Here is a 12,578-nt window from a genome sequence, read left to right on the forward strand (position 1 = left end):
AAACTAAAACAATGACGAAACATATGAATTTCTACATATTTAATCGTCTATCCGACCAAATTGATATTTGATTGCCTGATCAATCACACATTGCGTCAATCAATACCAGCCATGGAGACACAACATGCCCGGTTACTCTGACCCCGGCTTCGACACCCTGAGCCTGCATGCAGGCGCCCAGCCCGACCCCGCCACCGGCGCACGCGCCGTGCCCATCCATCTGACGACGTCCTTCGTCTTCGAATCCAGCGACCACGCGGCCAGCCTGTTCAATCTGGAACGCCCCGGCCATGTCTACAGCCGCATCTCCAACCCCACCAATGCGGTGCTTGAGCAACGCGTCTCGGCCCTGGAAGGCGGCGTGGGTGCGATTGCCGTGGCCAGCGGCCAGGCGGCGCTGCACCTGTCCATTGCCACGCTGATGGGCTCGGGCAGCCATATCGTGGCCAGCACGGCCCTGTATGGCGGATCGCAAAACCTGCTGCACTACACGCTGGCGCGCTTTGGCATAGAGACCACCTTCGTCAAGCCAGGCGACATCGATGGCTGGAAGGCTGCGGTGCGCCCCAACACCAAGCTGTTCTTCGGCGAAACCGTGGGCAACCCCGGACTCGATGTGCTGGACATCCCCACGGTCAGCCAGATCGCCCACGAAGCCGGCGTGCCGCTGCTGGTGGACTCGACTCTGACCTCGCCCTGGCTGATCAAGCCTTTCGAGCATGGCGCGGACATCGTCTACCACTCGGCCACCAAGTTCCTGTCCGGCCACGGCACGGTGATCGGCGGCATCGTCGTCGATGGCGGCAGCTTCGACTGGGAAAAATCGGGGCGCTTTCCCGAGCTGACCCAGCCCTATGACGGCTTTCACAACATGGTGTTCAGCGAGGAGTCCACCACCGGCGCCTTCTTGCTGCGCGCCCGCCGCGAAGGCCTGCGTGACTTCGGCGCCTGCATGAGCCCGCACAGTGCCTGGCTGATCCTGCAAGGCATAGAGACCCTGCCGCTGCGCATGGAGCGCCATATGCGCAACACCGAAAAAGTGGTGCAGTTCCTCGCCAGCCACCCTCTGGTCAGTCGCGTGGGCCACCCCATGCTGGAGACCCACCCCTCTCACGTTCTGGCCAGGAAGCTGCTGCCGCGCGGCGCCGGCTCGGTGTTCAGCTTTGACATTGCGGGCAACCGCAACCAGGGCAAGAAGTTCATTGAAACACTGAAGGTCTTCAGCCATCTGGCCAATGTGGGCGACTGCCGCTCTCTTGTGATCCATCCCGCCAGCACCACGCATTTCCGCATGAGCGACGAAGCGCTGGCCCAGGCCGGCATAGGCCAGGGAACGATCCGGCTGTCGATCGGACTGGAAGACGCCGACGACCTGATCGACGACCTCAGGCGTGCGCTCAAGGCGGCCGAGAAAGCCGCCTGATGCAGGTTCGAGCCTTCACGCCGGCAGATACCGAGGCCGTCGTCCAGCTATGGCAGGACTGCGAGCTGACCCGCCCCTGGAACGATCCGCACAAGGACATTGCACGCAAGCTCAGCGTCTCGCCCGATCTCTTCTGGCTGGGCTGCGACGCGGATGGCCGCATCATCGCCAGCATCATGGTCGGCTATGACGGTCACCGCGGCTGGATCAACTACCTGGCCGTTCACCCCGCGCATCAGCGACGGGGTCATGCACGCCAGCTGATGCAGCGCGCCGAGCGCGCGCTGAGCGAACTGGGCTGTCCCAAGCTCAACCTGCAGGTGCGTGCGGGCAATGAAGCGGTGCTCGCCTTCTACGAAAGCCTGGGCTATGCCGACGACCGGACGCTGAGCCTGGGCAAGCGGCTGATTCCCGATCTTTGAGCCACTTGCATCACCAATCCATATAAAAAACAGCCTCTAGCGCTTACCCATACTGCGGAGACAGCTATGTTTTTAGAAGTCAACAACGCCTCCATCTACGCCTACACCGGCGGCAAGGCCTTCGACGCGGCCAAGCCCACGGCCATTTTCATTCACGGTGTGCTCTGCGATCACAGCGTCTGGGCGCTGCAAAGCCGCTATATGGCCAATCACGGCTGGAGCGTCCTGGCCATCGATTTGCCCGGCCATTGCAAAAGCGGCGGTCAGGCCCCGCAAACCGTGGAAGAGGCCGCGAGCTTCATGGTCGCGCTGATGGATGCGGCCGGATTGCGCAGCGCTGCCCTGATAGGCCATAGCTGGGGCAGCCTGATTGCCATGGAGACTGCGGCCAGGCTGCGGGAACGCATCAGCCATCTGGTCTTGGTGGGCACGGCCTTTCCCATGAAGGTCTCTCCAGCGCTGCTGGAGTCGGCGCTGAATACGCCCGAAAAAGCCATACAGATGGTCAACACCTTCTCGCGCGCCACGCTGGCACCGCCCAATGGCGCGGGCAGCTGGGTATTCGGCGCCGGCATGGCCCTGGGGCGCCGCGTGCTGGCCAGCAACACGGACACGAATCTGCTGCATGCGGGCTTCAAGGCCTGCGACAGCTATGCAGGCGGCGAAGCCGCGATGACACAGGTCAGCTGCCCGCTTCTGTTTGTGCTGGGCGAGCAAGACCAGATGACCCCGCCCAAGGCCGCCAAGGGACTGATAGATGCAGCCAGGGGCGCTGGCAAGACCACCAAGGTTCAGATCATCCCCAACGGCCACAACCAGATGACGGAGTCACCCGACGCGACGCTGTTTGCGATTCGGGATTTTCTGGCTGCGTAGGCCATTAAGCTTGGGCCATGAGCCAAACCTTCCAGCACCACGGCCAACTGGCTGACGCCTGCGCCGAATGGGCCAAGATTTCACTGAACGGCCTGCAGCCCCGGCGCAATCTCCATCTGAGCGACAAAAAAGCCGACTGGAAGGAGGCACTGGGCGCGCTCAGGCGCTTTGCCGACAGCGATAGCTATCAAGCGCCCCTGGATTTCAAGGCACATGCCGCGCTGGAAAACTACTGGAAATGGAAGGAAGTGGGCGCGCAAGCGCGCTGGCTGCTGATCTACGGCATCGATCTGGGCCTGAGCGGCGATGTGCTGCGCCCCATCTACCAGGAAGTGGCCGCGCTGTGGATTGATGCTGCCTCGGCGGCCGAGCATGCACGCGCCAGCATGGCGCAGGAAACCGGCGCGGACTATGGCGTCGCTGCGCCCATCAACACGCGCACTGACGAGTACGCCATTGCCGTGACCCTGCTGTCACTGGCCACACTGCTGGACGCACAGGACGACGTGCCGGCGCTGGATGAGCATGTGCTGGCCTTCGATACCGACCAGTTGCTGGATTATCTGTGCGCAGGCGGTCTGCAGCTGCAGCAGGTCAGCGAGGAACTTCTCCACAAGCGCCCTTACGGCGCCATGAAGCCTTTTTTCGAACAGCTCGAAGCCCTGCCTGACCCACTGTTGCCCTATCTGCAAACCCAGTACCAGGAGTTCCTCAAGCTCTCGCCCAAGCAGCAGAAAAAAGGCGCTCCATGGCTGGGCACGGGCTACTGGGCACTCGAGGTCGCCGCCCTGACCGTGCTCTACGGCTGGGAGGACAGCGCCCTGCGCGCCAGCCCCCACTACCCGGCCGATCTGGTCGATTACGCCCGCGGGCGCCTGGCTCAAGCAGAGTCAGGCGATTCTTGACAGAAAAGCCGCGATGCGGCCGCTGATGCGATCGGGCAGCTCGCGGTGCGGCACATGGCCGCCGCCGGCAATGATTTCCGCTTCGCAAGGGCCTTGCGCCCAGGTACAGATGTTCTCCGGATGCACCAGGGAGCCGAATTCATCGAGCTCGCCGTGGATCGCCAGCACCGGGCAATGCACCTGCTTCAAGGCCGCATCCAGCCGGTAATGCGCAAAAGGCGGGCTCAGCCAGGTGTCGACCCAGGCCGACAGCACCCAGGCCGCCTTGTCGCCATGGTAGCGAGCGAGTCGTTCCAGCTGGCCGGGCTGGGCAAAGTTGTCGCGCGCCGCCCGGATGCCCTGCAGCGTGCGGTCTTCGACAAAGCTCTGCGCCGACTCGGTAATCAGCGCCTGGCATTGCCGTCCATACGCAGCTGCCACCATGGCCGCCATGCCGCCACCCACGCTGTGTCCCAGCATCACGAAATCGCCCAGGCCCAACGCCCGGTGAAGCGGCGCGAAACCGGCCTCGACCTCGCTTTCCACAAAACTCGGTTCAAGCCGGTGCGGATTGGGGTCCGAATGGCCGAAGCCCAGGCGGTCATAGGCAATGACTTCACGCCCGGTGGCCGCGGCCAGCTGAGCGGGAAACTCGCGCCACAGATCGACACTGCCCAGCGAGTCGTGCATCAGCACCAGTGGCGCCTTGGCTGCCCCGCCCTGCGCTTGCCAGCGCTTGACATGCAACTGCCCGTCGGGCGTCTGAACACGGGTTTCACTGGAGCTGATCACAACGGGCGGCATGGTGTCGTCAAACATGGGCAGTGTCTGGGTTGAAGAGCTAGGGACGGTGCTGCCACCTTAGCAAGAGTGCGCGGACAGAAGCTGGACCGGTGGCGAGAGTGGCCGCAAAAGTGGCGGATCTGGCCGATTTTGCGCAGTCTTGCCGTATGCAGCCTGTCGTTCAGGTGACGAAGCGCGCTTGCGGCAACTTGGCAGCACTCGCTAACCCGCTGGCCCGCGCGGGCTGTCGGCAGTATAAAAACAGCATCCACTTCACCGGGGTTCGCCATGTCACAGACCACGACCTCAGAACCGGACGGCGCTGCCAAAGCCAGTGTCGATCCGCGCCAGTTCAGGAGCTTTGCCGAGTTCTACCCCTTCTACCTGGGCGAGCACAGCAACGCCACCTGCAGACGGCTGCACTTCATAGGCACCAGCCTGTCGCTGGTGTTTTTGCTGGCGCTGTTCCTGAGGGGCGACTGGTGGTATTTGCTCGCAGGCCTGATCTGCGGCTATGCCTTTGCCTGGGTGGGGCATTTCGGCTTCGAGAAAAACAAACCCGCCAGCTTCAAGCGCCCGCTCTACAGCTTTCTGGGCGACTGGATGATGTGGCGCGACATCCTCCTGGGCCGCATCAAGATCTAGCGCCCCTCCCCGGGCACGTCCATTGGGCTCTTTTGTAGACAGCCAGTCGCTGCGCATGGGATCACGCATCGCCGCCCATCGGCGGCCCGGTCGCCCGCCCAGATATTCATAGATATCCGTTTTCAGCCTTCAAACTCTATGAATATTTCCGCCAGGAACGGCAATCAGCTCCGCCACGGTCATGGCATCGAGCTGGGCGCGCTGCCACAGCGGCCGCACCGCCTCGGACGGTTCAAGCAACAGGCTCTGCACCAGAGGCTCTACTCGCGTGGCCTGCGGATCGACCAGCAACACATAGCGCGGCTCGGTGCTCTCCAGCGATACATAGGCATCGGGCGGCTGTACGGCCCCCACCCAGTCCAGCTTGGCCAGCGCCTGCAGCACGGGCTGAATCTGGGAGGCTTCCACACGCAGGCGCCGCGACAGCTGGTGCACATACAGCCCCTTGTGTGGCAGCTCGCGCTCCTTGGCCAGACATTGCAGCACCTCGACGGCCAGCTCGAACTGCCAGCCGCGATGCCCCGTCATGCGCTCCACGCCGGTGAGCACAGTGGGCAGATAGGCCGTGACCAGAGCCCCCAGCAAGACAATGCTCCAGGCCACATACATCCAGATCAGCAGGATCGGCAGCGTGGCAAACGCGCCGTAGATCACCGAGTAGGTCGGCACGGACGACAGATAGAGACCCAGCACCTTCTTGGCCACTTCCATGAACACGGCCACAAACACGCCCCCTACCAGCGCATGGCGCCAGCGCACCGGTGTGTTGGGCACATAGTGGTAGAGCCCGGCCATGCCGGCCGCGAGCACCACGAACTCTATGGAGTCAAATACAAAACGCAGGCTGCCCGGCAGCGCATTGACCAGACCCTTGGATGCCGACATCACATAGGACGACAGCACCAGGCTCAGGCCCAGCAGCAGCGGCCCCAGCGTGATGGCGGCCCAGTAAATCAGCACCCGCTGGCCCAGCGGCCTGAGCTGGCGCACGCGCCAGATGTTGTTGAGCGTGCGGTCTATGGTCAGGATCAGCGCAATCGCGGTAACCATGAGAATGGAGAAGCCGACCAGGCCCAGCTGGCTGGCCTTGGAAGCGAACTGGGTGAGATAGCCCAGCACCTGGCGCGCAATGGTCTCGGGAATCAGGCTGTCCATCAGCCAGCGCTCCAGCACCTTCTGCGCCTTGCCAAAGATCGGGAAGGCCGTGAACAGGGCCAGCGCCACGGTAAAGAACGGCACCAGCGCCAGCAGCGAGGTAAAGGTCAGGCTGCTGGCGGTCACGCCCAGCCGGTCTTCCTTGAAGCGTGCCAGCAGCACCTGGGCCGTGTTGTGCCAGGGGAAGGTGCGCAGGCGCTGCTGCGCCCGGCGACTTCTGCGGCGCAGCGCAGTCCTGAGCTCCTGCTGGCTGGGCATCTGGGGCTTTGGGATACGCCCGGCCAGATCCTTGCAGCCAGCCGCCAGCGCCCTGGCCTTGTCGAGTCTGCTGCTGCGCTCGGCAACGCGTTCCGGGCGCGGGTCAGGACTGTCGGTCGCTCCTGAAGCAGAAGCATGCACCGCTTTCTGAGCCTGGGCTGGCGTTGCATTCGGCGTGGAATAGCTGGTCCAGCCCTGAGCTCCCGTGCTGAATGCCGCCGCAGGCGATACCGCCGGAGCTGGAACGGGCTCGGGCAGGCCCATGCTGCGGCCAGGTTCGCCCATGGGTTCGAACACCGGCTCCAGCGGTATGCCCGGACCATCGAGGCTGGGCTCCTGGCGCTGATCAAGCGGCCCTGCACCCGCTGCCTGCGCTGATGCAGGCGCGTGCGCCGAAGCCGGTTGCTCCAGACTGTTCGTATTCTCCGTCACCGGCCTGGCTTGCTGCGTCTTGCCTTCCAGTGCGGCCCAGAAGCCGGCACGCTCGTTTTTCTTCATGACGGCACTCCTTCTCGAACGCAAAAGGAGGACGAGTGCTGCGCAACATCAAGCGCAGAACGCAAAACAAAACGACCGGATTCAAACAGGGCTGGCATGACCGATATGATGCCACTGCTATGACCGACGCCCTCTCGCCCCAAGCCACCGAAAACACTTCTTCACCAATCCAGCAGCCAGGTTCCGACGTGGCCGCCACGCGCTGGTTGGCCGTGGGCAGCCTGCTGGCACTGATGCTGCTGTGCGTGGCCTGGGAGCTGTGGCTGGCCCCGCTGCGCGAAGGCGGCACCTGGCTGTTTCTCAAAGCCCTGCCGCTGGCCTTTGCCGTGATCGGCCTGCTCAAGCGCCGCATGTACACCTACCGCTGGCTCAGCCTGCTGGTGTGGCTCTACTTCACCGAGGGCGTGGTGCGGGCCTGGAGCGATGCCGCGCCCAGCCGCTGGCTGGCGCTGGGCGAGGTGGCGCTTTGCGTGCTGCTCTTCATCGCCTGCGCAGCCCATGTGCGCCTGCGCCAGCGTGCCGCCAGGGCGGCCCGGCTCAATCAGGCGTGATGCCTTCGAACTGCGCCAGCGTCTGCACCTGCGCCGCCAGCGCATCGAACAGCAACTGCGCGGCCGGCGACAGCGCGCGGCGCGGGCGCTGAATCAGCAGCGTACGGCGCAAGATGCGCGGCTCGTCCAGCAGGCGAAAGCGCAGATTGCCCTGCAAGCCCAGCGAAGGGTGACGCGCCGTCAGCGCCGGAACAATGCTGACTCCCAGACCCAGGCTCACGGCCTCGAACAGCAATTGCGGATTGGACAGGCGCAGCGGTGTCTGCAGCAGGTTCTGCGGCATGCCCGGTGCCGAAGCCAGCAGCTGGCTGATGGCAGTGTCGGTGGTCAGGCCCACAAAAGCCAGATGGGGCAGTTGGGCCAGATCGACCGCCGTCAGCCGCCCCGCCTGCAGCAGAGGTTCATCGAGCTTGGCCACCAGCCCCATGGCATCGCTGATCAGCGGCTGGGTCAGCAAATCGCCGCCGGCCGGGTGTGCCGCGCCCACGCCGAAATCCACGCTGCCAGCCTGCACGCGCTGGGCGATGCCTTCGGCGCTGTCCTCGATCAGATCCACCTCGATGCCCGGATGCCTGGCCCGCAAGGCCGGCAGCACCGGCAGCAGCAACACCGCCAGCACCGACGGAGCGGCAGCAATGCGCACCTTGCCGCGGCGCAGCGCGGCCAGATCGCCCAGGTTCTGAAAGCCCTGCTCCAGGGTCTCGAAGGCCTGGCGCACATCGAGCAAGAAGGCCTGGCCGGCGGCCGTCAGCCCCACGGTGCGCGTGGTGCGGTCAAACAGCCGCAGGCCCAGGGCCTCTTCCAGCTGGCGAATGGATTCGGACAGGGCCAACTGCGTCAGGCACAGCTCGCGGGCCGCCGGGGCAAATGCGCCCTGGCGCGCCACCTCGTCAAAGGCGCGCAGCTGGCGCAGGCTGATATTGTTCGGAAAAACCGGCATAACCAAGCAATTTATTTCGATTGCCCCGTAGTCTGCCATGCTCTACGCTTGCGGCTTCATGGTTTTCCGGCTGCGCCCCTGTGCCTGGCTTAGGATTTCCGTCTGTTCTCCCTCTCTGCCGCCCATGCTGCGGCCTGCTTGCCATGACTTCCACCGCTTTGCTTGAATCCCTGCGCCAGATTGTGGGCGCCACCCATGTGCTGACCGACGGCGATCTGACCGCCTACGAGCAGGACTGGCGCAAGCGCGTACACGGCAAGTCCCTGGCCGTGGTGCGCCCCGGCAACACGGCCGAAGTGGCCGGCGTGGTCAAGGCCTGCGCCGCAGCCGGCGTGCAGATCGTGCCCCAGGGCGGCAATACCGGGCTTTCCGTAGGCTCCACCCCCGACGACAGCGGCCAGCAGGTCGTGATCAGCCTGACGCGCCTGAACGCCGTGCGCCATATCGACAAGGACAATCTGACCTTCACCATCGAAGCCGGCTGCATTTTGCAGAACCTGCAGGATCTGGCTGACCAGCAGGGCCTGCTGTTCCCGCTGTCGCTGGCCGCCGAAGGCAGCTGCACGATCGGCGGCAATCTGGGCACCAACGCCGGCGGCACGCAGGTGGTGCGCTATGGCAATACCCGCGACCTGTGCCTGGGCCTGGAAGTGGTGACGCCCCAGGGCGAGATCTGGGACGGCCTCAAGGGCCTGCGCAAGGACAACACCGGCTATGACCTGCGCGATCTGTTCATCGGCAGCGAAGGCACGCTGGGCATCATCACCGCCGCCACCATGAAGCTGTTCCCGCAGCCCGCCGCCCAGCTCACGGCCTTTGCCGCCGTGCCCTCCATGGAGGCTGCCGTGCGCCTGCTGGGTCTGGCGCACCAGCATCTGGGCGCGGGTCTGACGGGCTTTGAAGTCATGGGCCAGTTTGCGCTGAGCCTGGTCGTCAAGCACATGCCGCAGCTGCGCGTGCCATTTGCCGACATGGGCGACGAAGCACCCTACTGCGTGCTGCTGGAAAACAGCGACAGCGAGTCCGAACAGCATGCACGCCTGCGCTTCGAGCACCTGCTGGAGCTGGCCTTTGAAGATGGCTGCGTAGTCAACGCCGTAGTGGCGGAGAACCTGACCCAGGCCCATGACCTGTGGCATATCCGCGAGAGCATTCCCCTGGCACAGGCCGAGGAAGGCCTGAACATCAAGCATGATATCTCGGTCGCCGCATCGCGCATTCCCGCCTTTGTCGAGCATGCCGACGCCGTGCTCAAGCGCGAGATTCCCGGCGTGCGGCTGGTCAACTTCGGCCATCTGGGCGACGGCAATCTGCACTACAACGTGCAGGTACCCGAAGGCGAGGACGGCAAGGCCTTTCTGCGCGACAAGGAGGCCCTGGTCAACCACCTGGTCTACGAGGCCGTGGATGCCTTCGGCGGCTCGTTCTCGGCCGAGCATGGCGTGGGGGCGCTCAAGACGGACAAGCTCGAAAAATACCAGTCCCCCGTTGCGCTGCAGATGATGCGCGCCATCAAGCAGGCACTGGACCCGCAGGGCATCATGAATCCCGGCGTGGTGCTGACGCGCGGCTGATCCCGCCGCCGATAAAAAGCCCTGCCATGGCCGGCAGGGCTTTTTTCTGGCTGCAGCCAGGGCTTCAATGAGTGGCCACGATATTGCGCAGCATGCTCTGCACCGCACTGGGCCAGGGAATGTCTGCACCGTCCACATCGGTGAACACGGTCTGCTTGCCCTCGCTGAGCAGCCAGACGCGCAGGCCGTTGCGCACCGGGTCTATCACCACGGCAGCCATTTCCTCGCCGCCCTGATGCTGGCGGTTGCCCATTACGTACAACAGGCCTGCGGAAGGCTCCAGCGGACCCAGCGTCTGCAGGTTCTTGAGCAGCGTGTCGTACTGATGGCCCATCAGCGTCTTCAGCCGCTCGGCCAGCACGCCGTCCTGCACATAGTCCACGCTGTCCCAGCGGTACTTGCCCTGCAGTGGCGTGAGGCTGTCCAGACTCTTCTCGCCCTCCTTGACCACATGCGGGGCGCGCACTTCCTGCAGGGAGTTCGCGGCCGCCTCCTCGATCTGTGCCGTCGCGGCGGGCTCCTGGGTCTGGGCCAAGGCATCGGGCGGGGCGGCCGCGGCCGCAGCGGCGGCCTGGGCATCCACGGCGGCGGTGCTGGGAGATGGGGCCTTGGTCTTGTCGCAGGCGACCAGCAAGGCCGCAGCAGCCAGCGCAAAAGCCGCAGTGCTCACAAATTTGCGTGACATGAACTCGCTCTCCTTGTTTCAGCTCAGTGGTCTTCCATGACATTGTGAAGCCAGCGGCAGCGGCTATGGGACAGACAGGGCCTCGGGCCGGGTCATTGACAGCCACCAAGCCGGCACGCTCGCGCACGTGGCACACTCGGGCTATCGTGGCCCCTGCGGGCCCACCCTCTTCAAGAGCAGCGACACCTTGTGTACGCTGACGGCACAGCCAGTCTTTGCAAGTCTTTGACCGCTTTTTGCACCATGAACTCCACCACCTGCACCCTGCGCCCCGTGCGCTGCCAGTACGAAACCTTCATGCGCCATGTGTACGAGCACGGCGCCTCCAAGACCGACCGCACGGGCACGGGCACGCGCAGCGTGTTCGGCTACCAGATGCGCTTCAACCTCAATGAAGGCTTCCCCCTGGTCACCACCAAGAAGGTGCACCTGAAGTCCATCATCCTGGAGCTGCTGTGGTTTCTGCGCGGCGACAGCAATGTGAAATGGCTGCAGGAGCGCGGCTGCACCATCTGGGACGAATGGGCCGACAAGCAAACCGGCGACCTGGGCCCGGTCTACGGCGTGCAATGGCGCAGCTGGCCCAAGGCCGACGGCACGCATGTCGACCAGATTGCCGAAGTCGTCAAGCAGCTCCAGAGCAATCCCGACAGCCGCCGCATCATCGTCAGCGCCTGGAACGTGGCCGAGCTGGACCAGATGGCCCTCATGCCCTGCCACTCCTTCTTCCAGTTCTATGTGGCCGACGGCAAGCTCAGTTGCCAGCTCTACCAGCGCAGCGCCGACATCTTCCTGGGCGTGCCCTTCAACATCGCCAGCTACGCGCTGCTGACCCATATGCTGGCCCAGCAATGCGGCCTGGAGGTGGGCGACTTCATCTGGACCGGCGGCGACTGCCATATCTACAACAACCACTTCGAGCAGGTGCAGACCCAGCTGTCGCGACAGCCCTTCGCCTATCCGACGCTGAACATCAAGCGCAAGCCCGACTCCATCTTCGGCTACGAATACGAAGACTTCGAAGTGCTGGACTACCAGCACCATGCCGGCATCAAGGCGCCGGTGGCGGTCTAAGCTGCCGCTATTCGAATCACTATAAAAATCAAAGCTGCTATCGCTTGATTGAAAAGGGTTTCAAGTATTTTCATACCTGAAACTCATAGCTGACAAGCGCCAGCAGCTTCTTTATTGATAGCTATGGCCATTCAACTCATCTACGCCCGCGCAGCCAACGGCGTTATCGGCAAGGACAACACCATGCCCTGGCACCTGCCCGAGGACATGGCGCATTTCAAGGAGCTGACCCGGGGCTGCGCTGTCATCATGGGCCGCAAGACCTGGGACTCGCTGCCTGCGCGCTTCCGTCCGCTGCCGGGCCGCAGCAATATCGTCGTCACCCGCCAGGCCGACTGGCAAGCCGAGCCTGCATCCGACCAGGTCCTGCGCGCTGCCAGCCTGCCCGAAGCGCTGGAGCTGGGCCGCAAGCTCTCGCCAGACGTCTGGGTCATCGGCGGCGCGCAGATCTATGCCCAGGCCCTGCCGCTGGCCGATGCCGTGGAAGTGACCGAAATCGGCCGCGACTTCGAAGGTGATGCCTTCGCCCCGGAACTGGGCGCGCAGTGGCAGGCCGTGAGCCGCAGCGAGCATGTCTCCGCCAATGGCCTGCCCTACCGTTTTGTGCGCTTCGAGCGCCGGGGCTGAGCCTTGTCCCTGGCGCGTGCCGTGCGGCACCGGTCGGCCGGCAGTCCGGCACGAGACAAAACTCTCTTGCCCTCGCGGTGCTGCGTTGCAACAATTGTCAGCTTCACTGCATGACTGCCGTATGACAATGGCAAGGCAGCCTGCTGCAGCCTGAGCCCTCCAATCCCGCAAGCTATCGCCCTT

At 64.1% G+C, this 12,578-nt stretch carries 13 protein-coding genes; 9 read left to right on the forward strand and 4 right to left on the reverse strand.

Features of this window, described 5'->3' with window-relative positions; genetic code table 11:
• Nucleotides 1–124: 124 nt before the first annotated feature.
• From O987_RS18620 to O987_RS18635, 4 genes are all read left to right on the forward strand, one after another.
• On the forward strand, nt 125–1,423 hold the full coding sequence (locus tag O987_RS18620) for an O-acetylhomoserine aminocarboxypropyltransferase (protein ID WP_019043201.1): 1,299 nt from the start codon (nt 125–127) through the stop codon (nt 1,421–1,423).
• Nucleotides 1,423–1,845, forward strand: coding sequence for a GNAT family acetyltransferase (locus O987_RS18625; protein ID WP_019043202.1), 423 nt, complete (start codon nt 1,423–1,425; stop codon nt 1,843–1,845). The genes O987_RS18620 and O987_RS18625 overlap by 1 nt, the downstream gene beginning before the upstream one ends.
• 66 nt (nt 1,846–1,911) lie before the next feature.
• Nucleotides 1,912–2,721, forward strand: coding sequence for an alpha/beta fold hydrolase (locus O987_RS18630; protein WP_043373961.1), 810 nt, complete (start codon nt 1,912–1,914; stop codon nt 2,719–2,721).
• Between the two features lie 17 nt (nt 2,722–2,738).
• The gene (locus tag O987_RS18635) at nt 2,739–3,626 is read left to right on the forward strand and encodes a PoNe immunity protein domain-containing protein (protein ID WP_043373963.1); all 888 of its coding nucleotides are present in this window, start codon (nt 2,739–2,741) and stop codon (nt 3,624–3,626) included.
• On the opposite strand, the gene O987_RS18640 is transcribed toward O987_RS18635, so the two are convergent.
• Nucleotides 3,612–4,424, reverse strand: a complete 813-nt coding sequence (locus O987_RS18640; protein WP_043373966.1) for an alpha/beta fold hydrolase — start codon at nt 4,422–4,424, stop codon at nt 3,612–3,614. The two genes, O987_RS18635 and O987_RS18640, sit on opposite strands and share 15 nt — an antisense overlap.
• Nucleotides 4,425–4,676: 252 nt before the next feature.
• Between O987_RS18640 and O987_RS18645 the strand changes: the two genes are divergently transcribed.
• Nucleotides 4,677–5,033, forward strand: coding sequence for a DUF962 domain-containing protein (locus tag O987_RS18645; RefSeq protein ID WP_003053368.1), 357 nt, complete (start codon nt 4,677–4,679; stop codon nt 5,031–5,033).
• A gap of 129 nt (nt 5,034–5,162) precedes the next feature.
• On the opposite strand, the gene O987_RS18650 is transcribed toward O987_RS18645, so the two are convergent.
• Complete coding sequence (locus O987_RS18650) at nt 5,163–6,446, reverse strand: YihY family inner membrane protein (protein WP_232536356.1); 1,284 nt, start codon at nt 6,444–6,446, stop codon at nt 5,163–5,165.
• Between the two features lie 533 nt (nt 6,447–6,979).
• Here O987_RS18650 and O987_RS18655 point away from each other — a divergent pair.
• Nucleotides 6,980–7,495, forward strand: a complete 516-nt coding sequence (locus O987_RS18655; RefSeq protein ID WP_003053364.1) for a DUF2069 domain-containing protein — start codon at nt 6,980–6,982, stop codon at nt 7,493–7,495.
• Here the strand turns inward: O987_RS18655 and O987_RS18660 are convergent.
• Nucleotides 7,482–8,435, reverse strand: coding sequence for a LysR family transcriptional regulator (locus O987_RS18660; protein WP_043373972.1), 954 nt, complete (start codon nt 8,433–8,435; stop codon nt 7,482–7,484). The genes O987_RS18655 and O987_RS18660 overlap by 14 nt on opposite strands.
• A gap of 143 nt (nt 8,436–8,578) precedes the next feature.
• On the opposite strand from O987_RS18660, the gene O987_RS18665 reads away from it, so the two are divergent.
• Nucleotides 8,579–10,009: an FAD-binding oxidoreductase gene (locus tag O987_RS18665; RefSeq protein ID WP_043373974.1), complete on the forward strand. Its 1,431-nt coding sequence runs from the start codon at nt 8,579–8,581 to the stop codon at nt 10,007–10,009.
• A 64-nt stretch (nt 10,010–10,073) separates the two neighbouring features.
• On the opposite strand, the gene O987_RS18670 is transcribed toward O987_RS18665, so the two are convergent.
• The gene (locus O987_RS18670; protein ID WP_043373977.1) at nt 10,074–10,694 is read right to left on the reverse strand and encodes a hypothetical protein; all 621 of its coding nucleotides are present in this window, start codon (nt 10,692–10,694) and stop codon (nt 10,074–10,076) included.
• 243 nt (nt 10,695–10,937) lie between these two features.
• Between O987_RS18670 and O987_RS18675 the strand changes: the two genes are divergently transcribed.
• Both O987_RS18675 and O987_RS18680 read left to right on the forward strand, forming a co-directional pair.
• Nucleotides 10,938–11,768, forward strand: coding sequence for a thymidylate synthase (locus tag O987_RS18675; protein WP_003053357.1), 831 nt, complete (start codon nt 10,938–10,940; stop codon nt 11,766–11,768).
• Nucleotides 11,769–11,891: 123 nt separating this feature from the next.
• On the forward strand, nt 11,892–12,395 hold the full coding sequence (locus O987_RS18680) for a dihydrofolate reductase (protein WP_043373980.1): 504 nt from the start codon (nt 11,892–11,894) through the stop codon (nt 12,393–12,395).
• Nucleotides 12,396–12,578: the final 183 nt, after the last annotated feature.

This window comes from Comamonas testosteroni TK102 (genome assembly GCF_000739375.1).
GTDB classification, from domain to species: Bacteria; Pseudomonadota; Gammaproteobacteria; order Burkholderiales; family Burkholderiaceae_C; genus Comamonas; species Comamonas brasiliensis.